We start from the raw sequence: 25,926 nt of genomic DNA on the forward strand, positions 1-25,926 counted from the left end.
TCTACAAATAACCATTCTGTGAAAGATGCGTCGAAGAGCCGTATGCGGGAATTCCGCACGTACGGATCTGTGAGGGGGACGGGCACAATCCTCGAAAGGAGAGGCCCTACCTACTCGACCATTCGTGCTGCCCCAAAACCGGCATTCCGCCCGATTATATGTGAAAAATAGCATACATAGAGAAAATGCCGGGCCGAGGTGCCGGATATATGTTAAAAACCACATAAAACGCCGCGATTCCCGCCAATCCACGCCGACGAATGCGAAAAACCACATAAAATCGCCGGCAGAAGGGGAGGGGCGCAGAGTTCGCGGAGGAAGCCGCACAACGATGCCGCGAAGAGGCGGCTGAGGGCGGAGATGAGCGGGAAACTCGCACAAGGCCGCTCCGAAGAGGCGGTTGGAGGCGATACGATGCACTTGGAACACGGAGAATCGCCCGCCACGCAGCACGAAACAAACAACTTCATATGACGTTAAAGGTTGTCAGTTTATCGATTGTTTGTTATAGTGAGTAAAGCCAAGACAGACCAGGTGCCACCCTCTGCCCGCCGCTTCCACCCGCGATTCCACGAGAGCCTCGCTTATCCGCATCGATTACGACAAGAAGCCAGACGCGAGAGCCTCTCGTTTCGGCGGCGCGTTTGTTTTTTTCGCCAGAATGCCCCGTTCGCGACCTTGCATTCGCTTCTCCGGGTTCTCCGATTGTAGAACTTCATTGATCAGAATATTCTGACAGAGGAGAGGCGCGACGGTGCGGGCCTTGTTTGGGCGACGATACGCAGAAGAAGAAGGCAGAAGAAGAAGGGGGAGTTGCGAGATGATAAGACTGCTCGGCGTCAACAAAATGTACGACAACGGACACCAGGTGCTTGAGGACTTGAACCTCGTCATCAAGGAAGGGGAGATCACGGTTCTGATCGGTCCGAGCGGCTGCGGCAAAACGACGACCATGAAGCTGATCAATCGGCTGATCCAGCCCTCTTCCGGGCTTGTCCAGATCGACGGGGAGGACATCTCCGCGCTCGATCCGGTCGCCTTACGGCGCAAGATCGGCTATGTCATTCAGAACATCGGCCTCTTCCCTCATATGACGATTGCGCGCAATGTCGGCGTCGTGCCGAGAATGCTGAAGTGGGACAAGGCGAAGATCGAGCGGAGGGTGAACGAGCTGCTGGAGATGGTCGGGCTCGAGCCGCGAATGTTCGCCGGCCGTTACCCGTCGGAGCTGAGCGGTGGCCAGCAGCAGCGGGTCGGCGTCATTCGGGCGCTGGCCGCGGACCCGTCGGTCATTCTGATGGACGAACCGTTCAGCGCGCTCGATCCGATCAGTCGCGAGCAGTTGCAGGACGAATTGCTCCGCTTGCAGCGGGAGCTGAAGAAGACGATTGTCTTCGTGACGCACGACATGGACGAGGCGATCAAGCTGGCCGACACCATCGTGCTGATGAACGCGGGAAGGGTCGTTCAGGCCGGCTCGCCCGACCAGATTCTGCGCCATCCGGCGAACGACTTCGTGAAGAATTTTATTGGGAAAAAGCGGCTGTCTGCAAACCGGATCTTCGAGGAGATGCCGACGGCGAGCGATGTGATGGTGCAGTCTCCGGCAATCGCCCTGCCGACCCGCGGCTTGGCCGAGGCGATCAAGATGATGGAGAGCCGCAAGGTCGACTCGCTGCTTATCGTGGACAAGGCGAACCAACTGCTCGGCGCCGTCTCCATCTACCAGGTTCTCGACCACTACGGCGACGAGACCAAAGCCGTCGCTGACGTCATGTCGCCGGCGAAGATTACGGTCCGCAGGGACACTCCCGTGTCCGCGGCCTTGAACCTGATGAGCGCGCATCAGCTTCCGAACGTGCCCGTTGTCCGCGAGGACGGCCAGTTCGTCGGCCTCATTACAAGAGGCTCGGTCGTTCGTCATCTGGCCGACGTCTACGCCGCGGAAGACGGAGGGGGCGAGGCCGATGCGGGCTGATTACCTGGAGTTCTGGAAGAATCGGTACCCGGACCTGCTCGCGGCGACGGGAGAGCATCTGACGATCTCCCTGGCTTCGATCGCCCTCGGCGTTGCGGTCGCGGTTCCGCTCGGCATCTACCTGTCCGGAAGCCGGATCAGGTGGCTGCGTTCGCTCGTCTTCTCCGTCGCGAATCTGTTCCAGACGATTCCGAGTCTGGCGCTGCTGGCGATTCTGATTCCGCTGCTCGGAATCGGCATGAAGCCGGCGATCTTCGCGCTGTTCCTCTATTCGCTGCTGCCGATTCTGCGCAGCACGTACGCGGGCTTCCAGTCGGTCGATCCGTCCGTGCTGGAGGCGGCCAGGGGGATGGGCTTCAGCCGTTCGCAGCGGCTGCTGAGCATCCAACTGCCGCTCGCCTTCCCGTACATCATGTCGGGCGTTCGCCTGACGACGGTTTACATCATCAGTTGGACAACGCTGGCCGCCCTGATCGGGGCCGGCGGGCTCGGACAACTGATCGTCTCCGGCATCGGCGTCAACAAGACGGAACTGATCGTGTCCGCATCGCTGTGCGCGATCGTGCTGGCGCTGATCTTCGATCGCGCGCTCGGCGCGGTCGAGAAGTTCGGCGCCCGCCGGGCGAGAACCGAACGGGGCGACGCATCCCTGCTTCACGGATAACACGCATAACCCAAACTAACACAGAGATAACCAGAGGAGGTCACTATGAGCAAGAAAATATTTTCAACCGTTGCACTTGTCCTGATCCTTGCTTCAATCGCAACCGCCTGCGGAGGCGGCAACAGCGGGAAAGCGTCGTCCGGCACGATCAAGATCGGCGCCCAGACGTATTCCGAACCGAAGATTCTGGCCGCGATGTACAAGGCGCTCATCGAGGATCGCACCGACGTGAACGTCGAGATTGTACCCGACCTGACCGCAAGCTCCATCGTCATCAAGTCGATGAAGAGCGGCGACATTCAGATGGCGACGCTGTATTCCGGCGAGATCTTCAACGGGTACTTCGACATCGAGGATACGAAGGACCGCGCGAGCGTCCTGAAGCAGGCGCAGGAGGGCTTCGACAAGAATTACGGCTTCAAGTGGTACGATTCGTACGGATTCGAGAACACCTACGCGCTGGCCGTCCGGAAGGAGCTGGCCGAGGAGCACGGCCTCAAGACCGTGTCCGATCTGGCGAGCCTGGCGGGGTCGATGAAGGTCGGCGTCGATACGACATGGCTGGAGCGGGAAAACGACGGCTATGACGCATTCACGAAGCATTACGGGTTCTCGTTCTCGAAGACGTATCCGATGGAGATCTCCCTCGTGTACAAGGCGGCGGCCGACAAGGAAGTGGACGTTGTCCTCGCGTATACGACGGATGCCGGGCTCAAGCAGTACGATCTGCAGACGCTTGAGGACGACAAGCAATTCTTCCCGCCGTACGACGCGTCGCCGGTGCTGAGCCAGGATACGCTCGAGAAGTATCCCGAGCTTGACGAGGTCGTCTCGCTGCTCGTCGGCAAGCTGGACGCCGCGACGATGGGCTCGCTCAACTACGAGGTCGACGTGAACAAGCGGACGCCGGAGGACGTGGCTGTCGAATACTTGAAGGCGCAGGGTTTGCTTGAGTAGGAGGTGAAGCGCGTTGGGGAACACGAATCTATGGACGTATGTGCAGGACAATTGGCCTCATCTGCTCAGCCTGATCTGGAGCCATATCGTCATGGTGCTGTGCGGCCTTGCTCTGGCGCTTGTCGTCGGCATTCCGCTCGGCATCGTCAGCGCGAGAAGCGAACGGCTCGCAGCCGTTATCCTCGCCGCGGCGAATATCGTGCAGGTCGTGCCCAGCCTGGCTCTGCTTGCTCTCTTGATGATTTTCCTCGGGCTCGGCTTCAAAACGATTGTCGTCGGCCTGTTCCTGTACTCGCTGCTGCCGGTGATCCGGCATACGTACGTCGGGATCAAGCAGGTCGACAAGGGCGTCGTGGAGGCCGGCCGGGGAATCGGCATGAGCCCGCTGCAACTGCTCATGAAGATCAAGCTGCCGTTGTCGCTGCCATTCCTGATGGCGGGCCTGCGCGTCGCGGCCGTCATCGCGATCGGGGTGGCGACGCTCGCTCCCCTTATCGGCGGGGAAGGGCTCGGCCGCGAGATTTATTCCGGCCTTAATATGCGCAACAACGTGCAGATTTACGCCGGGGCGATCCCGGCGGCGCTGCTCGCCATTCTGGCGGATCTCGTCCTCGGCAGGCTGCAGGGGAGGCTTCGCGCCTAAGCGGAATTGCGGCGTGCCGGCAGCAGGGGGAAGCGCTAAGAGGTAAGAAGCAAGAAGCAAGAGGTAAGAGGCAAGCGGCAAGAGGTAAGTTGCAAGAGGCAAGCGGCAAGAGGCAAGAGGCAAGAGGCAAGAGTAAGGCCAAGAACCAAGAGGCAAGTTGCAGGGGCCGCCCCCGAGTCGCAGACTTGGGAGCGGCCCCTTGCTTCTTGCATGCCCATGCCCCGATGAGCGGCATTCCCGCCTAACGCCGCGCCCACCGGACCACTTCGAGCGCCGATGTACGTCAAGCCCGCCTAACTCCTCGCCCACAGCTCAACCCGTGCTCCTATGGGTGGCCCCCTATCCTCCCGCGCGCCCGACTGTTGCACCGATTTCCCGCCCCGCCTATTTCCGCTGCCCCCCTACGGTTCTTTTCTTCGCCCGCGCGTGATCGCTTACATAAAAAGGGTTATCTTTCCCCGTATATCCTGTATAATCGTGTTGGCATATCCAATTCGAACTCCAATTAAATTCCAATTCAACTTATCGGCTTGGGGGAATGACTGGTGGCGGGACTCATTAATTTCGCGCATCGCGGGGCTTCGGCGTATTGCCCGGAGAATACGATGGCGGCGTTCGTCCGGGGAATCGAGCTGGGAGCGAACGGCATCGAGACGGATGTGCAGATGACGGCGGACGGACAGCTTGTGCTGATCCACGACGAGCTGCTCGCGCGCACGACCGGTTCGCCGAAGCTGGTGAAGGACGCGACGCTGGAAGAGATCAAGCGGCTCGATGCCGGTTCCTGGTTCGATCCGCAGTTCAAGGGAGAGCGGGTCCCGACGCTTGCGGAGCTGCTGGAGCTTGTGTGCGGCACGGGCGTTCAGGTGAACCTCGAGCTGAAGAACGGCGTTGTGCTCTATCCCGAGCTCGAAGAGGCCGTTATCGCGGAAGTCCGGCGTTACGGGCTGACGGAGCAAGTCATCATCTCCAGCTTTAATCATTATTCGCTTGTGAAGTGCAAGCTGCTCGCGCCCGAGATTCGAACCGGCATCCTCTACGGAGAAGGCTTGTACGAGCCGTGGGACTATGCGGGGCGAGTCCGGGCGGATGCGCTTCACGCCTTCTATTACGCCGTTATTCCCGAGTGGGTGGAGCAAGCGGCGGCTCGCGGCATTGTATACCATCCCTACACCGTCAACGACGCCGCGACGATGCGCCGGCTCGTCGGCATGGGCGTAGCGGGGATCATTACCGACTACCCGGACCGGCTGGCTGCGGTCTTGAGCGAAGCCTAAGGAGGGCCCATGAAGAAAACCTGGCTGCTTGGCTTCGGCTTCTTCAGCATCAGCATTACATGGGCGCTGTACAACGGCTTCGTGCCTTTTTTCCTCGACAACTACCTCAAGAGCACGGCGCTGATCGGCTTCATGATGACGATCGACAACTACTTCGCGCTGTTCCTCCAGCCCTGGATCGGCAGCCGCAGCGACAAGACGTTCACGAGATTCGGCCGAAGGATGCCGTATCTTCTCTTCGGAATGCCGCTTGCGGCGGTGTTCGTCGTGCTGATTCCGCTGCACACGAGCTTCGTGACGCTGGTGCTGTTCATGGTGCTGATGAACCTCGCAATGAGTCTGTACCGCTCGCCCACCGTCGCGCTCATGCCCGATCTGACACCGGAAGCGCAGCGGACGAAGGCCAACGGCATCATCAACTTCTTGGGCGGCATCGGCGGCATTCTCGCCTACGGAGTCGGTTCGATCCTGTACGATGCGGACAAGACGCTGCCGTTCGTCGCGGCTGCGTGCGTCACGATCCTCTCCATGACCATCCTCTATCGCACGATTGACGAGCGGAGGGACATCGCCGTTCCGATCGAGCGGGAGAAGGAGCGGATTCGCTGGCGCAGCGAATGGGACCGGACAACGCTGCTGCTGCTCGGCGCGATCTTCTTCTGGTTCGTCTCCTACCAGGGAGTCGAGGCTCTGTTCACCCTGTACGGCGAGCATCACCTTGGCTTGTCCGAGAGCGCGGCGGCGTTCTCGCTGACGTTCTTCTCCCTGTTCTTCGTCCTGTTCGCCATCCCTAGCGGCTGGCTCGGCAATCGCTTTGGCAAAAAAAGAACGATCATGATCGGAGTGTGCGGGCTGCTTGTCGTCTTCGCGCTTGTTCCGTTCGTGGAGTCCCTTCTGCCGCTTCGTCTTTTGCTCGCCCTTGGGGGCGCCTTCTGGGCTTGCATCAATATCAATTCCTATCCGTTCATCGTCTCGATGGGAGGAGAAGGCAGCATCGGCGCGCGAACGGGCATCTACTATCTCGCCTCCTCGCTTGCGGCGATCTCGTCTCCTCCCCTGCTCGGGCTCGTCATCGACGGCTTCGGCTACGGTTCCCTGTTCGTCTGCGCGGCGGGCGGGATGCTGGTCGCTTTGATTTTCCTGTCTCTGGTTAAGCATGACGGGCGTTCTGGTTAGTGCATTGACGATCACTTTTTATGTGAAAAATCACATTGGCGGGGCACGATAACGAGCAGGTTGAGCGAATATATGTGAAAAATAGCATAAATGGAGGAAATTCCAGCACGATTTCCCGTATATATGCTAAAAATCACATAAAACGCCGCGATTCCCTCCAGTTCAGGCCAACGAATGTGAAAATTCATATAAAATCGCAGCAACTGCCGAATCAACGTCGGATCAGTGCCGGATATCAGGCAGAGAGCGCGCCACCGTCAGGGTTTAGGACGCTTTTTCTTGGTTGACAGCAATTTCTGCAATATGCTATATAAAAATAAGATTAGCACTCAAAGCCATTGAGTGCTAAAATAATACCCGTAGCGAATAACCTCAATACTCTCCGAACGAGAAAGGAGCCCCATCCATTCATGGCCAAGAAAGAGTTCAAAGCGGAATCCAAACGGTTGTTGGAGATGATGATCAACTCCATTTACACTCAGAAGGAGATTTTCCTCCGGGAATTGATCTCCAACGCGAGCGATGCCATCGACAAAATCTATTATCGGGCCTTGACCGACGACAGCCTCGTCTTCGACAAGGACAATTACTATATCCGGGTGGCGGCCGATAAGGCGACCCGCACGCTGACGATCTCCGACACGGGCATCGGCATGACTGCGGACGATCTCGAGGAGCATCTCGGCGTCATCGCCAAGAGCGGCTCGCTCGCGTTCAAGAGCGAGAACGAGGCGAAGGACGGCCACAACATCATCGGCCAGTTCGGCGTCGGCTTCTACTCGGCGTTCATGGTCGCGGACACCGTTACCGTCGTCAGCCGCGCGCTCGGCAGCGATCAAGCGTTCAAGTGGGAATCCACGGGGGCGGACGGCTACTCGATCGTTCCCGCCGAGAAGGAGACGGTCGGCACCGAGATCACCCTCAAGATCAAGGACAACACCGAGGATGACAGCTACGACGAATATCTGGAAGAGTATCGCCTGCGCGCGATCGTCAAGAAGTACTCGGACTTCATCCGCTACCCGATCAAGATGGAGATCAGCGGCAGCCGTCCGAAGGAAGGCGAAGAAGGCGAGTTCGAGACGTACAAGGAAGAGCAGACCGTCAACAGCATGGTGCCGATCTGGCGCAAGAACAAAAGCGAGCTGAAGGACGAGGACTACGACAACTTCTACATGGAGAAGCGCTACGGCTTCGACAAGCCGGTGAAGCACATTCACATCAGCGCCGACGGAGCGGTCGTCTACAACGCCATCCTGTACATTCCGGAGAGCACTCCGTTCGACTATTACACGAAGGAGTTCGAGAAGGGGCTTGAGCTGTACTCGAACGGCGTCCTGATCATGAACAAGTGCGCCGACCTGCTGCCGGACCACTTCAGCTTCGTCAAGGGCATGGTCGACTCCGAGAACCTGTCGCTCAACATCTCCCGCGAGCTGCTGCAGCAGGACCGCCAGTTGACGGCGATCGCGAAGCACCTCGAGAAGCGCATCAAGAGCGAGCTGCTTAACCTGCTGAAGAACGACCGCGAGAAGTACGAGGCGTTCTACAAGTCGTTCGGCCGCACGCTCAAGTTCGGCATCTACAACGACTACGGCATGCACAAGGAGACGCTGCAGGATCTTCTGCTGTTCACTTCTTCCAAGGAGAAGAAGAACGTCAGCCTCGAGGAATACGTGTCCCGTATGCCGGAGGAGCAGAAGTACATCTATTATGCGACAGGCGAGTCGATCGAGCGCATCGAGAAGCTGCCGCAGACCGAAGTCGTGGCCGACAAGGGCTACGAGATTCTGTACTTCACCGACGATGTCGACGAGTTCGCGATCAAGGTGATCCAGAGCTACAAGGAGAAGGAATTCCGTTCCGTCTCCAGCGGCGATCTCGGCATCGAGCCCAGCGAAGAAGAGAAGGCATCCGAAGCGGAGGAGTCCGAGAACAAGGATCTGTTCGAGTCGATGCAAGGCCTGCTCTCCGGCAAGGTGAAGAAGGTCAAGGCGTCGAAGCGCCTGAAGAGCCATCCGGTCTGTTTGTCCGCCGAAGGCGACGTGTCGATCGAGATGGAGAAGATTCTCAAGGCGATGCCGAGCGGCCAGGACGTTCAAGCGGACAAGGTGCTGGAGATCAACGTGAACCACGAGGTGTACCAGTCGCTGAAGGACGCGTACGCGAACGACAAGGAGAAGCTGAACCTGTACACGAACCTGCTGTACAACCAGGCGCTGCTGATCGAAGGCTTGCCGATCCAGGACCCGGTCGAGTTCACGAACAACATCTGCAAGATCATGCGCTGATCGGGGCGACCCGGAGGCTGGACGGCAAGCAGAAGCATGTTCGGCAGAAAAGATTATTTTGGAGCGAGGAGTGTCCATTAGGCGGATACCCGCGTTGCAGCGAAGAGGCTGTTCTCCCGGTCGGTTGACGATCGGGGGAACGGCTTTTTTTGTGACCACTTGGCATGGGCGCGAATACCTTGTTCACACCGAAGAAGGGAGCGAACGCCTTGGCCCAAGTGACAATCGCGATTGTCGGCGACTTCCTCATGAAGCGCCCGGTCATCGCCTCGGCTCACCGCAAGGGCGGCCGGTTCGAGTTCCATTCGCTGCTGAAGCCGGTTCGCCCGTACTTGAAGCGCCCCGGCGTGACGATCGGCAACCTGGAGACGACGTTCTCCGGCTATTCCGGCCCGGGAGTGAAGGGGAGCGGCTACCCGACGGAGTCGGTCCACCCGAGAACGGGGTATCCCCGGTTCAACTGCCCAGATGAGCTCGCCGCAGCGCTGAAGTCGGCCGGCTTCAACGTCATGGTCACCGCGAACAACCACAGCATGGACGGGGGAGCGCGCGGACTCAAGCGAACGCTGGACGTTCTGGATCGGCACGGCCTGAAGCACACGGGCACGTACCGCCGCGCCCAGGGAGCGGGAGCGCCGCTTATCGTCAAGGCGGGAGGCTTGCGGATCGGCATCCTCTCCTATACAAGAGGAACGAATTCGATTCCCGTCCCGCAGCCGTGGCTCGTGAACCGAATCGATTCGGCAGAGCGGATCAAGAGGACGATTCGCAGGCTCCGCTCGCGCACCGACTTCATCGTCGTCTACCTGCACTTCGGCCAGGAATTCCGGACCTATCCGAACAAGCGGGAGATTCGGCTGATGAACGAGCTAATCCATGAAGGGGCGAATGCCATCGTCGGCGCGCATCCCCACGTTCTCCACCCGGTCCGCTCCTTCCGTGCGCGCGATCGGGACGGCAGGCTGCTGACGAGGGTGGCCGCCTCCTCGCTCGGCAACTTCGTGTCGAAGAAGCTTCGCGGACGGGAGGATTCGATTACCGGCCTCATTCTGGAATTGACCGTGACCAAGAGCGGCAGCAAGGCTGCGGACATCTCCCGGATTCGCCGCATCAAGACCAAAGTTCGTCACGGCGGAGGAAGCGGCTATCGCATCGTCCCCCTTCGCAAGTAACGCTCCTCCTCTTGCCGCAACCGAGCCGACGTGGGCTGGGTTGTTTTTTTCGTTGTTTTGTCATGATTAGCTATTTAAACGTTCATGCGGCGACACGGGCTTTGAGGATTTACCTAGAAATTACAAAACTTTACTCTATTTCTACTAAAGAGGTGATAGACTATTCGGTGAATTCCTATTCCAATTATCAAGGAGGAAGATGATGAGTAAAGCATGGAGCTGGAAGCGCGGTTGGGCGAAGCTGGGGTTGGCACTGACGATTCTGTCTCCGGCGCCGTACGGGCTGGCTGCGGCGGTGCCGTCCGCTGCGGCGGAAGGGCCGGCGGATGCCGCTCCGTCCATCAACCCGACGGTCGTTAACGAGAATGCGGGCAAAAGGGTGCTCTTCGACAACACGCATGCGCAGACGTCGGGTGCGGCGGATTGGGTCATCGACGGAGGCTTCTCGGACTTCGGCAACGCATTGGCTGCGGACGGCTATTACGTGAAGGAGCTGCGCAAGGAGACTGCGTTCACGTACGCGGACCTGGCGGATTACGACGTCTTCGTCGTCGCCGAGCCGAACATCCCGTTCAAGACGAGCGAGCAGGCTGCCATGAAGCAATACGTCGAGGAAGGCGGCAGCATCTTCTTCATCGGCGACCACTACAACGCCGACCGGAACAAGAACCGTTGGGACGGTTCCGAGAGCATCAACGGCTATCGCCGCGGCGCATGGAGCAATCCGGCGCAAGGCATGGACGCCGGAGAAGCGGCTTCCGCCGCGATGCAGGACGTCGCCAGCTCGGACTGGCTGGCGGACAACTTCGGCATCCGCTTCCGGTACAACGCGCTCGGCGACATTAACGCGACGAACATCGTCGCTCCGGAGCAGGCGTTCGGCATCACCGAAGGCGTCGCAGGCGTCGCGATGCACGCGGGATCGACGCTGGCAATTGTCGATCCGACGAAGGCGAAGGGCATCGTCTACTTGCCTCAGACAAGCGAGGCGTGGGCCAGCGCCGTCGACCAGGGCGTCTACAATGGCGGCGGCGTCGCCGAAGGGCCGTATGTCGCCGTCTCCAAGCTGGGAGCGGGCAAGGCGGCCTTCATCGGCGACTCTTCGCCTGTCGAAGACGCTTCGCCGAAGTACTTGCGCGAGGATACCGGCGCGAAGAAGACGACGTACGACGGCTTCAAGGAAGTGGATGACGGCGCGCTGCTCGTCAATCTGGTGAACTGGCTGTCGGAGCAGGAGAGCTATGCAAGCTTCGACGAGGTTCCCGGGCTGACGCTCGATCAGCCGACCTCGCTGCATTCCTTCGAGCAGCCGGATCTGTCGACGGAGCCGCAGCCCGAGCCGTGGGCCGCGCCGAACGCAGGCTACCTCTGGTATGACCGCTCGACGTTCAAGCCGGGCTCCTACGGCGGGGCAACGGTGACGGGAACGCCGGCATACAGCTTCACGACGCCGGCGACGCTGTCCAACGAAGCGGTCACGCAGATTCGCGTCAGCTTCAGCAACCTGGCGGCGAATGCCACCGTGTCCGGCTTCCAGGTCGGAGCATACCTGACGGGCGGCACGCAGATCGCCAAGGTTCAGAATGCGGACGGAAGCTGGCCGTCCTCCTACGGCTACAGCACGTCATTCAGCGTGACGACGGACAGCACCGGCTCGGCCTCCAAGGAGCTGAACGTCATGATCAACCCGAGCGTGGCGAACGGAACGGCCGCGAGCCTGAGGCTTCGGCAGAACAGCACGAACCTGCTGACGACGACGGTTGCGATCTCCAGCGAGGCGAGTCCCGGCATCAACGATCCGGTTACGATCGCCGAGGCGAGAGCGAAGGCCGAAGGAACGTCCGTCATCGTGGAAGGCGTCGTGACGACAGAGCCGGGCGCGTTCGGAGGCCAGGCGTTCTATCTGCAGGACGCGACGGGAGGACTCTACATCTATCAGACTGCGTTCGGCTACCATAAGGGCGACAAGCTGAAGATCAAAGGCAATCTTGCGCTCTACAACACGGAACTGGAGCTGGCCGACATCGCCTCGATCGAGAAGACGGGGACGGACGTTCTGCCCGAATACAAGCCGGTCAGCTTCATTGACGACAGCAACCAGGGGCAGCTTGTCAGCCTCTCCTCCGCGACGATCGCGAACATCATTACGGCCAGCCCGGCCGGTTCCTTCGAGTTCGACGCCATAACCGAGGACGGAACGAACCATGTCCGGGTCGATGTGCGCACGGGCCTGTCCCTTGAGACCTTCTCTTATGAAGAAGGCGACGTCGTGGATATCCGGGGCGTCTCGGCGATTTTCCGCGACTTGTATCAATTGAAGCCTCTCGGGCCGGACGATATCTCGGCATCTGCGTTCGAAGAGCCGCCGCTTGCGACCGGCGCTCCGGGCAAGCCTGCCTTAAGCGACGACAACGGTTGGGATAACGGTCTGCGCGACGGCAGCTACAAGGTGACGATGAATGTGTGGTGGGGCAACAACGGCACGGAATACAAGCTGTACGAGAACGGCGTCCTGATTGCGGACGAGTCTCTGTCCGACGCTTCTCCTAATGCCCAGAGCGCGACCGTGGCTGTCGCGGGCAGGGCAAACGGAACATACGTGTACACCTGCGAGCTGATCAATGTATTCGGATCGGCCTCCTGCGACCCTTATACGGTAACGGTCGTCGACGCCAATCCGGGCAAGCCTGCGCTCTCCCACAACAACTGGGACGGAGACGGCAATTACACGATCTCGGCCAATCTGTGGTGGGGAACGAACGGCAGCGAGTACAAGCTGTACGAGAACGGCATCCTGATCGACGAGCAAGCGCTGACCGAAGCGACGCCGGGCGGGCAGCATGCGGAGACGGCGATCGCCGGCCGCGCCGCCGGAACGTACGAATACAAGGCGGAATGGATCAATGCCGCAGGCGCGACCGTCAGCGACACCTTAACGGTGAACGTGGTCTCGTAAGGACGGGCGGCTTGGGAACAGTGAAGGCCGGAGCCTGGAGCTCCGGCCTTTTGCCGTCGATTATGGTATGCTTAGAGCAAAGTTATCTCGTACAAGGAGCGCCGGATGAAGAACCTTCTCGTAACCGGGTATCGCGCGCATGAACTCGGGATTTTCAGCCAGAAGCACAAAGGAATCGAATATATCAAGAAAACGATCGAGGCCAAGCTCGTTCCGCTGGCGGAAGAAGGGCTGGAGTGGGTGCTGACGCCGGGGCAGTACGGGGTCGACCTGTGGGCCTGCGAGGTTGTCATCGAGCTGAAGCGGCAGTTCCCGGAGCTTAAGCTGTCGATTCTGACCGCGTTCGCGAACCCGGAGGAGAAGTGGAAGGACGATCGGAAGGAGTATTATCAAGGCATCCTGGGCCGAGTCGATTATTACGGAGCGGTGAGCAAGCAGCCCTACAGCGGAGTATGGCAATTCCGGGCCCGCGACGACCTCCTGCTGCGCAAGTCCGACGGCATCCTGCTCGTCTATGACGAGGACTCGGGAGAGGCCAGCCCGCGGTTCTTCAAGGAGGCGGCGCTGCGGCGCCATGCGAAGGACGGTTATCGCTATCTCGCGATCGGTGCGGATGAGATTCAGAGCGTGGCGGAGGAGAGCGAATCTCGCTATTATGAATAAAAATATGCTTTTGGTCCTAAAGCGGGGGTGATAATCTCGGAAAATCATGGTATGATCACTCCATAAGAACTACGCTCTATGGAGGGGTTCCCATGCTGAACGGACCAGTTGTCGCCCAATGCACCGGATGCGGAAGCCTGTATCAGAAGTCCTCCGTTCATCGCAACCAATGCCAAGCATGCGATGCCAAGGAAGCCGAGCTGCTGAGCTCCATAGATCGCCAGCTTCGCCGCAATCGCAGCTTGACGAACGAGCAGCTCTCCGAAGCGGCCTCGGTTCCGCTCAGACAGATTCGCGCCTGGATCCGCAGCGGCCGGATCAAGCTGTACGATTACCCTAACCTCGCCGATAGCTGCGATCTGTGCTCGTCGCCGATCCGCTCCGGCAAGCTGTGCGCGAGCTGCGCGGGCCGAATTCAATCGGCTGTCGCTCATGAATACGAGCAGGATCGCCTCATGAAGGAGCGCCAGAAGAGCGTCCACAGCTACTATTCGAAGCGGGCCTATTCCTAAAGCAATCCGAAACAAGTGTTCAATCCGAAGCAGGCGTTCCAGAACCATTCGATTCGTTCGAGTGGTTCTTTCTTGTTGCTCCCGTCTATCGCTATAATAGAAGCAAGAAGCGGAGGTGCGGGCAACATGGATGAACGATATTCGCGTCAGATCCTGTTCGCTCCCATAGGGGAGAGCGGGCAGCGGAAGCTGGCGGACAGCTCGGTGTGCATCGTCGGGATGGGGGCTCTGGGCACCGTGCTCGCGAACCACATGGTTCGGGCGGGAATCGGATCGGTGCGGCTCGTCGACCGGGACTTTGTCGAGCGGAGCAACCTGCAGCGGCAGATGCTCTACGAGGAGGCGGATGCGGAGCAAGGCATCCCGAAGGCGATCGCGGCGAGGGACAAGCTGGCCCGGGTCAATTCGTCCGTCCGGATCGAAGCGATCGTTGCGGACGCGACGGCGCGCAACGTCGAAGCGCTGCTTGAAGGCGCCGATCTGGTTCTGGACGGAACGGACAACTTCCGGACCCGATTCCTGCTGAACGATGCCTGCTTCAAGCACGGAATCCCGTTCGTCTACGGCGGCGCCGTCAGCTCGCGGGGGATGAGCGCCGTACTCGTACCGGGCGAGACGCCGTGCCTTCGCTGCTTCATGTCGGAGGGGGACGCCGGCGGCCAGACTTGCGATACGATAGGCGTTATCGCTCCGATCGTCGACATCGTCGCCTCTTACCAGGCGATCGAAGCGCTGAAGCTGCTGGTCGGCGACTCCGCGGCCCGGAGAAGAAGCCTCATCAGCCTCGACGTCTGGCACAACCAGATTTTCGAGATGAACCTTGGCGAGCCCGTTCCGTCCTGCCCCTGCTGCGGGGAGAAGCGATATCCCGCACTGGAGGAGACTTCGCAAGACGAGATGCTCTCGCTGTGCGGCAGAGAATCGGTGCAGATCGCGGCGGGGCGCGCCTTCGATCTCGGAGAATGGGAGCGGCGTCTGGCCCCGGCGGCGACCAAGACGAAGCGGAACGAATATCTGCTGCGGGTCGAGCTGCTCGAAGGAGAGCGGCTTGTGCTGTTCCCGGAAGGCCGGATTCTTGTCCAGGGGACGGACGATTTCGCGCGCGCGAAGTCGCTATATTCTCGCTATATCGGGGATTAGCGCCGGCAGTCGGGGAATTGCGGGGAACGGAACGCATTTTTTTTGACCGGGAACCCGACATCCCTTACAATAACAAGCAACGAAGCTAGAGCAGGGAGACGAAGAAGGAATGGCGCTGGAGATTGAGAGAAAGTTTCTATTGAACGAGACGCCGGAGCAGTTGATCGAGCGCGGCGCGATTCGCAAGGCGAAGGAGCAGAGGATCGAGCAGACCTACTTGGCGATGGACGAGACCCAGGAGCTGCGCATTCGCCGGATCACCGACCTGCGGAGCGGGCAGACGGAGTACACGCATACGTTCAAGCTGGGCAACGGCATGACCCGCGAGGAGATCGAGTATTCCATCTCCGGAAGCATCTACGAGCAGGTGGCCGGAGCGTTCGGAGCCGTCCCTCTGACGAAGAATCGCATCACGGCGGAGTGGCAGGACAAGGTGCTGGAGATCGACGTGTACGATCAGCTCGAGCTGACGGTTGTCGAGGTCGAGTTCGAATCCGAGGACGAAGCGAACTCGTTCGCGCCTCCGGAATGGTTCGGCCGAGACATCGGCTCGGAGAAGCAGTACAGCAACAAAACCGTCTGGAAGCAGTTGCAGAACAAGTAACAGGCAACAAGTATTAAGCAACAAGCAGTAAGGAATAAGGAATCCTTGACGATAGGGGAGTCATCCGGAATGGAAGACCAACAAGCGGCAGGAGGCACCTCGGCGGAATCAAGCGTCGAACCAAGTGGCGTGCCAAGTGTCGAGCCAAGTTCGGTCGAGCCGAAGAAGATCAGCCTGGCCGAAGCGATGAAGCGCAAGCTGGAGCAGAAGAAGCAGGCTCAGACGGGGGCGAAGGGCGGAACGGACCACTACTCCACCTCGACGAAGAAGATGAAGAGCCAGATCAACAAGAAGCCCAACAACCAGAAGAAGCGGACTGGGGTGTAGCGTCGTCATTTTCCGAAGTTTGTCTGCTTTTCCACATTAATGCGCTGATGGGGGCGTGTGTGTGTGGATATGTTCTTTTGGGCGGAAAAGCCGTTATCCCTCGGGCTCAGAACTTGGTGGTGGGAGTGACCGGGAATCTGCTATCCCTTCGCCTCAGAATGAGCGGCCAGCGGCTATCCCATCGGCTCAGGGAGATAGGGAGGGGCGAGCAGGGAACCTCCTGTCCCATCGGCTCAGAACGAGGGGACGGGGAGCGGAACCGTTCATTCTGACGGGAAGGGATAACGGTTTTAGGAGGCGAGGATGGATGAGCCCGTCTTGAGAGGTACAACGTCCCTCTCCGCTGATCCCGTCGCGAATACCGAGCTTGAATGATGATTTTATGCGAAAAACCACATTCATTGTCCCGTTTCTGCGCGAAAATGCGATATGTATGCGAAAAATCATATAAATTGTCTAGTTCCGGTCGCGCAATGAGCTGATGAATGCTAAAAATAGCATAAATTGCCCCGAACCGAGTGGACACTGCCCTGATGAATGCTAAAAATCACATAAATCACCTCGATCGAGGAGGGCAGCATGCTGTCCGATGCGAATTAGCGCGATTGCTGTGAGCGAATGGAACATTGGAGCGAAACGGGACGTTGGCAGGCGGACGGTTTGTTGGCGAATGTACGAATCGTTGGTCGGCGGACGGTTGGCTGGCGAGTGGGCGGGCTGCTGGTTAGTGTGCAGAGCGCAGAGAGGGACGCGGGCAAGAGGAAGGCGGAAGGTGCGAGGCAAGAGGGGCGGCGGCATTGCGCAAGAGCGGCAGTCCTTCTCCGGCACGAGGCGCCGTTTAGTGGTAAAATAGACGATAGCCAAATGGAATTCCAGGAATTTCGAAAAAGGGAGCTTACATGAACATGATCCAATTAAAGAGCACTCCGAATCACGCCGGCTTAAGCCTGAAGGGAACGGCCGCGGAGCTGGACGCGCTGCTGAGCGCTTTCGGAGCCGTAGCGGGGGGAGCCGAGAGCGTTCCGGCGGGACTTGCCGCCGCGCGCAGCCGGGTGATCGGAATGCGCAATCGGCTGAACGAGCAATTGAGGGGAGCGAAGAGCCTCGGTCAAGAGGTTGCGACCGTGAAGGTCTTCTGGCCGGAGACGATCTTCGTCTGGGCCGCGCTCAACAATTGCATTCGCCAGTCGTATCTCAGCACGAAGACGCCCGAGTGGGACCTTGCGGTGGCCGCTGTCCGCAAGTTCCAGAACCAGGTCGTCGACTGCCTGCGCATGACGGTGAAGGACTTCTCCGCGGCGAGGGCGTTCCAGGCGCTCAGTACGCAGACGTTCCTGGAGGACAACTACATCGTCCAGTTCCTGGACGAGCAGAATTGCCGCCACCTGGCGCTGGAGGGAGCCGAGAAGAGGCTGGGCAACCTCCCGGTCGTCACCAAGCTTCTGATCGAGCAAGGGTCCGAGTATCGCAAGTTTAAGCAATCGGTGCTCGACGCGGCGCGCCAGCATCAGATCTCCGTGGAGGAGATCGGCTTCAATTCCGAATATCCGAAGGAGCAAGACATCATCTGGTAAGAAGCCTGATACGAGGGGAGAAGAGAGCATGAATTCGTTCGCGTTCCATAATCCTACGAAAATTATTTTCGGAGAGGGGACCGTCAGCCGGCTTGGCAAGGAAGCTTCGGCTTACGGCAGCAAGGCGCTGCTTGTGTACGGCGGCGGAAGCATCAAGAGGACGGGGCTGCACGATAAAGTGCTGGCCCAGCTTCAGGAGCACGGGATCGAGGTGTTCGAGCTGCCGGGCATTGAGCCGAACCCGAGGCTGTCCACGGTGCGGAAGGGCATCGATATCTGCCGCGAGAACGACATCCCGTTCGTGCTGGCGGTCGGCGGAGGCAGCGTGCTCGACGCATCCAAGGCGATCGCGCTTGGCGTGCCGTACGAGGGGAGCGTCTGGGACTTCTACGAGCATAAGGCGACGGCGAAGGCCGCGCTCCCGCTCGGGACGGTGCTGACGCTCAGCGCCACGGGCAGCGAGATGAACAGCGCGTCCGTCATTACGAACTGGGAAGAACGCCGCAAGCTGGGGTACCTTTCTCCGTTGGCTTTTCCAAGATTCTCGATTCTCGACCCGACCTTGACCTATACGGTGCCGCGCGACCAGACGGCGTACGGGGCGGTCGACATGATGACGCACGTGTTCGAGCAATACTTCAATCATACGAAGGACACGCCGCTGCAGGAGCGATTGTGCGAATCGATTCTGAAGACGATTGTGGAAAATGCGCCCGTCGCTCAAGAGAATCCGAACGATTACGCGGCGAGGGCGAATCTGATGCTGTGCGGCACTTATGCGCTTAATGGCGGGATGATCAGCGTCGGGATGGATCAGGATTGGGCGAGCCACGACATCGAGCATGAGCTTAGCGCCGTCTACGACATCGCGCACGGGGCAGGGCTGTCGATCGTCTACCCGAATTGGATGAAGTACGTGTACCGGGAGCGGCTCGACCGGTTCGCGCAATTCGCGGTTCGCGTGTGGGACATCGATCCGTCCGGCAAGACGGAGGAGGAGCTGGCGCTGGCGGGCATCCAGGCGACAAGGGATTTCTTCCGCTCCTTGGGAGCTCCGTCGACGCTGACGGAGGTCGGGATCGGCGAGGATCGGATCGAGGAGATGGCGGCCAAGTCGGTAAGCTTCGGTCCGCTCGGCCACTTCAAGAAGCTCGGGCAGGAAGACGTGGCGGCGATCTATCGGCTCAGCCTGTAGTAGAGAGAACGGCCCGTCAGAAAAAGCTGCGAATAAGAGGAGTCAGGAGGAGCAGCGCGGCAAGCTTCTCCTGGCACAGCCATCTGCCGGGACGGTGCAGGTACAGGACAACGGACAGCGCCGTGCAGGCGGTGAACGTGGCGATGTAGCCAACGAGAACGAGGGGAGACAGGGCGCGGCCGTCCCCGGAGCTGATCCAGTCGAGCAGAACCCACAGCGCGAGGAACAGATAGCCGGCCAGAAGCAACTGTCCGCGCGTGCGGAGCGTCTTGGGAAGCAGCTTGATTCTCATCGTCGTCACCGTCTTGTGACAAAATTCACAAAAAGTTTGTGTATTCATCATACCCGATTCGACACGGGCTTGGCAATAGAGTTATGTGATTAAATTCACATTTATAGGAGGGGGGAGGCGGCCGGCGCGATAATCCGACAAACTTTGTGGAGCTTATGCCGAATTGCGGTATAATGTCTGCATAATGGATAACGCGACAGAGGCGGTGGAAGAGATGGAGAACGCAAGCCCGCAGACGGTTGCGTGCGAATGGCGGCGATACGGGATCGTCAATTATGCTATGCAGCAAAATTTTGTCCCGATTGTCGAGAGCCTTGAGCTGCGGAACGGGACGGAACTCGACTTGCGCGAGGTAACGGTGCGGATCGAGGCGGAGCCGGAATTCGCGCCCGTCTGGACGAAGCGGCTGGATGCGGTGCCGGCCGGGGCGACGCTGGAGCTGGGGCCGATACCGCTGCAGCTAAGCGGCGTGTTCCTGGCCGAGCTGACGGAGCGGCTGACCGGCAAGCTGATGCTGCGGGTGATGCAGGGAGAACGGACGCTGTGGGAGGAAGCTTCCCCGCTTACGCTGCTCGCGTACGATCAGTGGGGCGGGCTCGCGGCGATGCCCGAGATGGTCGCGGCCTTCGCGATGCCGAACCACCCGGAGATTGTCCGCGTGCTCGCGGAAGCCGCGCCGCTGCTCGGGAAGTGGACGGGCAACCCGTCCTTCGACGCGTACCAGAGCCGCAACCCGAATCGCGTCCGGCAGCAGGCCGCGGCGGTATTCGCCGCGATTCAGGCCCGCCAGGTGACGTATTGCGTCGCGCCGGCCAGCTTCGAGGAGGTCGGTCAGCGGGTGCGTCTGCCCGACGCGGTGTTCGGAACCGGCATGGGCAACTGCCTGGACCTGTCGCTGCTCTACGCGGCATGTCTGGAAGCGATCGGGCTTCATCCTCTTGTTGTTTTTACGAAGGGACATGCCTTCCCGGGGGTGTGGCTGATCGAAGAGACGTTCTCGGAGAGCGTGCAGGACGACGTTAGTCTGCTCAGCAAGCGATTGGCGTCCGGCGTTCACGAGATCAGCGTGGTCGAGGCGACGCTGCTGTGCGCGGGGCACCGCGACACCTATCAGGAGGCGGAGCAAGCGGCGCTCGCCCGCCTGGAGAAGCCGGACGAGTTCGACGGCTTCATCGATCTGCGCCGCGCGCGAGCCAGCTCGATCCGGCCGCTTCCGATCCGGATCGCGACTCCCGGCGGCTGGGAGATCGTGCGGGAGAGCAATCCGGCCTCCGCGAGCGGCGAGGCTCCAGAAGAGATCGCGATCCGCGCCCGGCCCACCGAAGTATCCTCCATCGTCGTCACCAAGCAGAAGCAATGGGAGAGGAAACTTCTCGACCTTACTCTTCGGAACAGTCTGCTGAATTTTCGCCTGACCAAGTCGGCTCTTCCTCTCCTCACCTCCCGGCTCGGCGAATTGGAAGACTCGCTGGCGGAAGGCGAGGAATTCCAGTTGCTGGGCAAGCCCGACGACTGGGAGCATACGGTTCGCAGTGCGGAGCTGTTCCGGAGCGTGAGCACGGACCATCCGCTGACGGTGCTGCTTCAGCAGGAATTCCGCAGCCGCAGGCTGAGGGCGGATGCAAGCGACCGCGACCTCTCCGTCAAGGCGATCCATCTCTATCGGACGGCAAGGGCGTCGCTGGAGGAGAACGGGGCGAATACGCTGTACCTTGCCTTCGGCCTGCTGAAGTGGTACGAGTCGAACGTCAGCGAGCTGCCCCGTTATGCGCCGGTCGTGCTCGTTCCGGTCGAGCTCGTGCGCAAGTCGTCGCGGGCCGGATTCGTTCTGCGCATGAGAGACGAGGAGCCGCAGATCAACATTACGTTGCTCGAGATGCTGAGGCAGGACTTCGGCCTCCAGATCGGCGGTCTCGATCCGCTGCCGCGGGACGAGCGGGGCATCGACCTGCAGGGTGTCTTCGCGACGGTCCGGCACGCAGTTATGAACCTGTCCCGTTGGGATGTGGTGGAATCGGCCATTCTTGGCCTCTTCTCCTTCAGCCGCTTCGTGATGTGGAACGATATCCGCAGCCGCTCGGAAGACCTGGCGAAGAACAAGGTCGTCGCGAGCCTGATGGCCGGGCGGATGGAATGGGAACAGCCGGACACGTTCCCCGACCCGGCGCGCCTCGACGCCGAGTACGCCCCCGACCGGCTGCTGCTGCCGATCAGCGCGGACTCCTCGCAGATGACGGCGGTCGGAGCGGCGCTCGGCGGGAACAGCTTCGTTCTGCACGGGCCGCCGGGAACGGGCAAGTCGCAGACGATCACGAACCTGATCGCCTCGGCGCTCGGCGGCGGCAAGACCGTTCTGTTCGTGGCCGAGAAGATGGCCGCGCTCAGCGTCGTGCAGAGCCGCCTGGAGCAGATCGGCCTCGGCCCGTTCTGCCTGGAGCTGCACTCGAACAAGAGCACGAAGAAGGCGGTGCTCGATCAGCTTCAGCGGACGCTCGATCTTGCGCGGACGGCTTCGCCGGAGGAATGGAAGCGCCAGGCGGACCGGGTGGCGGCTTCCCGCCAGGAGCTGAACGGTTATGTGGAGGCGCTCCATCGCAAGCACGGCTTCGGCGCCTCGCTGTATGAAGCCGTTGTGCGGTATGAGCGGGCGAAGACGGCGCCGGCCTGCGTCCGCTTCGAGGAGGGCGTCGCGGAGGCGATGACGCCGGAGCGGCTCGCCGGTTGGGCGGACCGGGCGCGCGAGCTCGCCGTCGCCGGCGAAGCGGCCGGACATCCGCACGGGAACGCATGGGCGGACACGGCCGCTTCCGATTATTCGCCGTCGTTGCGGGGGCTGGCCGAGACGGCGATCGGGGCGTATCGGCAGCGGCTGGAGGAGCTCCGCCGGGCGTACGGGAAGCTGGCGGCCGGCTTGGGCGAGGCCGCCGATGGAATGAGCCGCGGGACGATCGACCGGCTGCGGGAAGCGAGCGAGCTGCTCGCCGTCCTGCCGGCCCCATTCCCCGCGGCCTTGCTGAGCCGCTTCGGGGAGTGGGAAGCGGCCTGCGAGCGGGTCGAGACGGCGGCCGGGCACGGCAAGCGGCGCGATGCCGCCCGCTCGGCCGTGCGCGGCAAGCTGTCGGAGGAGGCGCTGAAGCTGGACGCCGCGTCCATGCTTGCCGAGTGGCGGCAGGCGGAGACGATGTGGTTCCTGCCCAAGCTCCTGAAGCAGAACCGGATTTACAAGTCGCTTCGCACGCTTGCCGTCCCGGGCGGCTCGTTCCCGAAGGCGGAGACGCCCGAGCTGTTGGCGCGCCTGCGGGATTACCGGGAGGAGCAGGCGGCCATCGTTCGCGCCGAGCCGGAGGCCGCTCCGCTGCTTGGAGCGATGTGGAAGGGCGGCGAAGCGGATTGGGACGCGGCGCTTGCGGCGAAAGAGTGGGCGGGGCAGTTGCGGGAGGCGCTGCTTCGCCTGCTGAAGGACGGCGCGCTCGCCGTCCGGGCGAGCGCCGGCCTCGCGGAAGCGCTGGCGGCCGGCCGCGAGGCGTTCGCGCAGCGGGAAGGCCGCGCGGCGTCCGAGTATGCGGCGGCGGCCCGGCAGTTCGCCGAGCAGGAAGCGGCACTGAGCGGGCTGCTCGGGGTCGACTTCGCGCAGGCCGACGAGGCGCGGGCGAAGGAACTGCACGAGGCTCGGGGCGAGCGGCGCGGGAAGGAGCCGGATGGGGCGCGGGACGAGGCGAGCTGGTGGGATCATCGCGACCGGCAGGCGGAGCGATGGCTGGCTGCGCTCGGCACGCTGCGCGAATGGCGAAGCTGGCGGCAGGTGCGCGGCCGCGCGATCGAAGCGGGGCTGAGCTCGCTGGTGCTCGCCTACGAGAGCGGGCAGCTCGCGCATGCGGAAGTGACGCCGGCCTTCGAGCGGGCATGGTGGAAGGCCGCGATCGACGCCGTCCTGGCGGCGGACGCGCCGCTCTCCTCCTTCTCCGGCCCGCTGTTCGAGGAGAAGATCAAGAGCTTCCGCGAGCTGTCGGAGCGGTTCGAGAAGCTGACCCGGCAGGAGATCGCGGCGCGGCTGTCGGCGAACGTTCCGTCGCTTCAGAGCCAGGCGTCGGCCAGCTCGGAGGCGGGAATTCTGCTCCGGGCAATCCGCAGCGGCGGAAGGGGCATGTCCTTGCGCAAGCTGTTCGAGCAGATTCCGAATCTGCTGAACCGGCTCTGCCCTTGCATCCTGATGAGCCCGATGTCCGTTGCGCAGTACCTGGACCCGAAGTATGCGCCGTTCGACCTTGTCGTGTTCGACGAGGCGTCGCAGTTGCCGACGAGCGCAGCGGTCGGCGCGATGGCCCGCGGCCGCAACGTCATCGTCGTCGGCGATCCGAAGCAGTTGCCGCCGACGAGCTTCTTCGAGAACGCGGCTGTCGGCGACGACGGTACGGACGATGCGGCCGTGCCGGAGGACCTCGAGAGCATCCTCGAGGATTGCCTCGCACTCGGCATGCCGCAGGAGCACCTGCTCTGGCATTACCGGAGCCGGCACGAGAGCCTGATCGCCTTCAGCAATCGCCACTTCTATGAGAACAAGCTGCTGACGTTCCCTTCTCCATACGAGAGAAGGTCAAGCGTTCGCTGGCATCCGGTCGACGGCTTCTACGACCGCGGCAAGACGAAGCAGAATTTGGCGGAAGCGGAGCGCGTCGTGGAAGAGATCGCACGCCGGCTGCGCGATCCGGAGCTCTCCCGGCTCAGCGTCGGCGTCGTCACGTTCAACTCGATCCAGCAGACGCTGATCGAGGACCTGCTCGACGAGGCGTTCCGCAAGAACGGCGAGCTTGAGCGGCTTGCCGCCGAGCTTCCCGAGCCGATCTTCGTCAAGAACCTGGAGAACGTGCAGGGGGACGAACGCGACGTCATTCTGTTCTCGATCGGGTACGGACCGGACGCGGCAGGCAAGGTCGTCCTGAACTTCGGCCCGTTGAACCGTGAAGGCGGCTGGCGGCGGCTTAATGTTGCCGTGTCGCGGGCGCGGCATGAGATGCACGTCTTCTCCTCGCTGAAGGCCGAACACCTGGACGTCTCGCGGACGAGGGCGACCGGCGTGAGCATGCTGCGAGCTTTCCTCGAATACGCGGAGAAGGGAGCGTCCGCACTCGGACTGGAAGGCAAGCGGACCTCGCGGGAAGCGGCGGGGCTGGAGGCGGCGATCGCCGAAGCGCTGCGGGCGGAAGGGATTGCGGTCGATACGAACGTAGGGACGTCGGAGTACCGGATGGACCTCGCGATTGTGCACCCGAGCCGCTCGGATGCGTACGAGCTTGCGATTCTGTGCGACGGCGACAACTACAAGACCGGCAAGACGGCCCGCGACCGGGAATCGCTGCGCGAAGGCGTGCTGCGCGGCCTTGGCTGGAACGTGCACCGGGTATGGACGCTCGATTGGCTCGACAATCCGGAGCGGGAGACGAAGCGAATCCTAGCAGCGCTGGAACGAGCGCGGCGTGCGAACGGTCGTCCCGAACCCTCGCCTAACGATTCAACCGTCTCAGCCGCATCAACCGCCTCTTTAGTCTCCCCCGCCGCCATGGCCGCTGGCTCTTATAACGCGAACGGGACTGCTGGAAGCTCGCTATCCGCTGCGCAACCGACCGAGCTGCGGTTGGCACCGCAAGCTGTCGAGCAGCCCGGTGAGCAACTGGCGGAGCAGTCCGCCGAGCAATCTGCTCGGCAATCCGCCCAGCAATCCGCCGAGCAACTGGCCGAGCAGCGGCCGGCTCCGCAAGCCCCGAGCATGGCCATAACGGCGAGGTCTGCCTATCGCCCCGCCGAGCTGCCGCAGACAGGCTTGCCTGCGGAGGAATTGCACCTTCCGGAGCGGACGGCTCTGCTGTCGGGCCAGATCATGACCGTCGCCCGGGAGGAGGGACCGATCAGCCGCCCGGCGCTCATCCGCAGGGTGCTGGCCGCTTGGGGAATCGGCCGGTCGGGGGCGCGCATCGAGCGTCGCTTCGACGAACTGCTTGAATATGCGCCTTTGCCCCGGACAAAGTGGGACGATGTCGACTTCTATTGGCCTCCGGAAGCGGACCCGACGCTGTACGGCACCTATCGGGTGCCCGAGGGCGACGGGGAGCGGCGGAATGCCGAAGACCTGCCGCCCGAAGAGATCGCGAACGCGGTGAAGGAAGTGCTGTTCCACCAGATCAGCTTGCCTGCGGACGATCTCGTGCGGGAGACGGTCAAGCTGCTTGGCTATTCGCGAACCGGAGCGGCGCTCGACCGGGCCGTGCGCAACGGCATCCGGGCCGCAGTCGGCCAAGGAAACGTCGAACTGCACGGAGAACGGGCAGTTTATAAGATCGGCTAAGCCGCAGGCACTACGCAGAAACGTCCCGACCAACCCAGCCTAATGAGAAGGCTGCGGAAGGTCGGGACGTTTTTGGCTTGGCATAGCTTAGAAGTCTAATACCGCCAGATGCCAGGAATTTATGTGAAATTTCACATTCGTGCAGTGCGATAATGGTTGATCTGG

General features: G+C 61.2%; 18 protein-coding genes. 17 read left to right on the top strand and 1 reads right to left on the bottom strand.

Annotated features, from left to right (window positions below; all coding sequences use genetic code 11):
- Positions 1-820: 820 nt before the first annotated feature.
- The 16 genes from E6C55_RS27860 (at position 821) to E6C55_RS27940 (ending at position 19,129) form a co-directional block, all read left to right on the top strand.
- Complete coding sequence (locus tag E6C55_RS27860) at positions 821-1,978, top strand: betaine/proline/choline family ABC transporter ATP-binding protein (RefSeq protein WP_136373110.1); 1,158 nt, start codon at positions 821-823, stop codon at positions 1,976-1,978.
- A complete protein-coding gene (locus tag E6C55_RS27865; RefSeq protein ID WP_136373111.1) occupies positions 1,968-2,642 on the top strand; it encodes an ABC transporter permease in 675 nt (224 codons plus the stop codon). The genes E6C55_RS27860 and E6C55_RS27865 overlap by 11 nt, the downstream gene beginning before the upstream one ends.
- Before the next feature lie 45 nt (positions 2,643-2,687).
- Entirely contained in the window at positions 2,688-3,599 is a 912-nt protein-coding gene (locus E6C55_RS27870; protein ID WP_136373112.1) for a glycine betaine ABC transporter substrate-binding protein, read from the top strand.
- 13 nt (positions 3,600-3,612) lie between these two features.
- Positions 3,613-4,242 (top strand): ABC transporter permease, encoded by a 630-nt coding sequence (locus E6C55_RS27875; protein WP_407923773.1) that lies wholly within the window; start codon positions 3,613-3,615, stop codon positions 4,240-4,242.
- A gap of 545 nt (positions 4,243-4,787) precedes the next feature.
- On the top strand, positions 4,788-5,519 hold the full coding sequence (locus E6C55_RS27885) for a glycerophosphodiester phosphodiesterase (RefSeq protein ID WP_136373114.1): 732 nt from the start codon (positions 4,788-4,790) through the stop codon (positions 5,517-5,519).
- Between the two features lie 9 nt (positions 5,520-5,528).
- Positions 5,529-6,695 (top strand): SLC45 family MFS transporter, encoded by a 1,167-nt coding sequence (locus E6C55_RS27890; protein ID WP_136373115.1) that lies wholly within the window; start codon positions 5,529-5,531, stop codon positions 6,693-6,695.
- A gap of 410 nt (positions 6,696-7,105) precedes the next feature.
- Positions 7,106-8,986, top strand: coding sequence for a molecular chaperone HtpG (htpG, locus tag E6C55_RS27895; RefSeq protein ID WP_136373116.1), 1,881 nt, complete (start codon positions 7,106-7,108; stop codon positions 8,984-8,986).
- Positions 8,987-9,204: 218 nt separating this feature from the next.
- On the top strand, positions 9,205-10,158 hold the full coding sequence (locus tag E6C55_RS27900; protein WP_230986895.1) for a CapA family protein: 954 nt from the start codon (positions 9,205-9,207) through the stop codon (positions 10,156-10,158).
- A gap of 202 nt (positions 10,159-10,360) precedes the next feature.
- Entirely contained in the window at positions 10,361-13,114 is a 2,754-nt protein-coding gene (locus tag E6C55_RS27905; protein WP_136373118.1) for a chitinase N-terminal domain-containing protein, read from the top strand.
- A gap of 105 nt (positions 13,115-13,219) precedes the next feature.
- Positions 13,220-13,777, top strand: coding sequence for a DUF1273 domain-containing protein (locus E6C55_RS27910; protein WP_136373119.1), 558 nt, complete (start codon positions 13,220-13,222; stop codon positions 13,775-13,777).
- Positions 13,778-13,869: 92 nt separating this feature from the next.
- Positions 13,870-14,289, top strand: a complete 420-nt coding sequence (locus E6C55_RS27915; protein WP_136373120.1) for a hypothetical protein — start codon at positions 13,870-13,872, stop codon at positions 14,287-14,289.
- A gap of 126 nt (positions 14,290-14,415) precedes the next feature.
- The gene (locus E6C55_RS27920) at positions 14,416-15,429 is read left to right on the top strand and encodes a ThiF family adenylyltransferase (protein WP_136373121.1); all 1,014 of its coding nucleotides are present in this window, start codon (positions 14,416-14,418) and stop codon (positions 15,427-15,429) included.
- 109 nt (positions 15,430-15,538) lie between these two features.
- Positions 15,539-16,033: a CYTH domain-containing protein gene (locus E6C55_RS27925; RefSeq protein ID WP_136373122.1), complete on the top strand. Its 495-nt coding sequence runs from the start codon at positions 15,539-15,541 to the stop codon at positions 16,031-16,033.
- Between the two features lie 69 nt (positions 16,034-16,102).
- Positions 16,103-16,360: a hypothetical protein gene (locus E6C55_RS27930; protein ID WP_136373123.1), complete on the top strand. Its 258-nt coding sequence runs from the start codon at positions 16,103-16,105 to the stop codon at positions 16,358-16,360.
- A gap of 905 nt (positions 16,361-17,265) precedes the next feature.
- Entirely contained in the window at positions 17,266-17,934 is a 669-nt protein-coding gene (locus E6C55_RS27935; RefSeq protein WP_136373124.1) for a DUF6904 family protein, read from the top strand.
- Between the two features lie 28 nt (positions 17,935-17,962).
- Positions 17,963-19,129 (top strand): iron-containing alcohol dehydrogenase, encoded by a 1,167-nt coding sequence (locus E6C55_RS27940; RefSeq protein ID WP_136373125.1) that lies wholly within the window; start codon positions 17,963-17,965, stop codon positions 19,127-19,129.
- A 16-nt stretch (positions 19,130-19,145) separates the two neighbouring features.
- Here E6C55_RS27940 and E6C55_RS27945 read toward each other — a convergent pair whose 3' ends face one another.
- Positions 19,146-19,421 carry a hypothetical protein gene (locus E6C55_RS27945; RefSeq protein WP_136373126.1) on the bottom strand — a complete coding sequence of 92 codons (276 nt, stop codon included), beginning with the start codon at positions 19,419-19,421 and terminating at the stop codon, positions 19,146-19,148.
- 214 nt (positions 19,422-19,635) lie between these two features.
- Between E6C55_RS27945 and E6C55_RS27950 the strand changes: the two genes are divergently transcribed.
- On the top strand, positions 19,636-25,761 hold the full coding sequence (locus E6C55_RS27950; RefSeq protein WP_168735916.1) for a DUF3320 domain-containing protein: 6,126 nt from the start codon (positions 19,636-19,638) through the stop codon (positions 25,759-25,761).
- Positions 25,762-25,926: the final 165 nt, after the last annotated feature.

This window comes from Cohnella fermenti (assembly GCF_004801405.1).
Lineage (GTDB): Bacteria > Bacillota > Bacilli > Paenibacillales > Paenibacillaceae > Cohnella > Cohnella fermenti.

Excerpts from the sequence above, each read along its gene's own strand:
- E6C55_RS27930 (WP_136373123.1), top strand. The coding sequence starts at position 16,103 with ATGGAAGACCAACAAGCGGCAGGAGGCACCTCGGCGGAATCAAGCGTC.
- E6C55_RS27935 (WP_136373124.1), top strand. The coding sequence starts at position 17,266 with ATGATCCAATTAAAGAGCACTCCGAATCACGCCGGCTTAAGCCTGAAG.
- E6C55_RS27870 (WP_136373112.1), top strand. The coding sequence starts at position 2,688 with ATGAGCAAGAAAATATTTTCAACCGTTGCACTTGTCCTGATCCTTGCT.
- E6C55_RS27945 (WP_136373126.1), bottom strand. The coding sequence starts at position 19,421 with ATGAGAATCAAGCTGCTTCCCAAGACGCTCCGCACGCGCGGACAGTTG.
- E6C55_RS27905 (WP_136373118.1), top strand. The coding sequence starts at position 10,361 with ATGAGTAAAGCATGGAGCTGGAAGCGCGGTTGGGCGAAGCTGGGGTTG.
- E6C55_RS27890 (WP_136373115.1), top strand. The coding sequence starts at position 5,529 with ATGAAGAAAACCTGGCTGCTTGGCTTCGGCTTCTTCAGCATCAGCATT.
- htpG (WP_136373116.1), top strand. The coding sequence starts at position 7,106 with ATGGCCAAGAAAGAGTTCAAAGCGGAATCCAAACGGTTGTTGGAGATG.
- E6C55_RS27925 (WP_136373122.1), top strand. The coding sequence starts at position 15,539 with ATGGCGCTGGAGATTGAGAGAAAGTTTCTATTGAACGAGACGCCGGAG.
- E6C55_RS27860 (WP_136373110.1), top strand. The coding sequence starts at position 821 with ATGATAAGACTGCTCGGCGTCAACAAAATGTACGACAACGGACACCAG.
- E6C55_RS27920 (WP_136373121.1), top strand. The coding sequence starts at position 14,416 with ATGGATGAACGATATTCGCGTCAGATCCTGTTCGCTCCCATAGGGGAG.
- E6C55_RS27865 (WP_136373111.1), top strand. The coding sequence starts at position 1,968 with ATGCGGGCTGATTACCTGGAGTTCTGGAAGAATCGGTACCCGGACCTG.
- E6C55_RS27950 (WP_168735916.1), top strand. The coding sequence starts at position 19,636 with ATGGAGAACGCAAGCCCGCAGACGGTTGCGTGCGAATGGCGGCGATAC.
- E6C55_RS27915 (WP_136373120.1), top strand. The coding sequence starts at position 13,870 with ATGCTGAACGGACCAGTTGTCGCCCAATGCACCGGATGCGGAAGCCTG.
- E6C55_RS27910 (WP_136373119.1), top strand. The coding sequence starts at position 13,220 with ATGAAGAACCTTCTCGTAACCGGGTATCGCGCGCATGAACTCGGGATT.
- E6C55_RS27940 (WP_136373125.1), top strand. The coding sequence starts at position 17,963 with ATGAATTCGTTCGCGTTCCATAATCCTACGAAAATTATTTTCGGAGAG.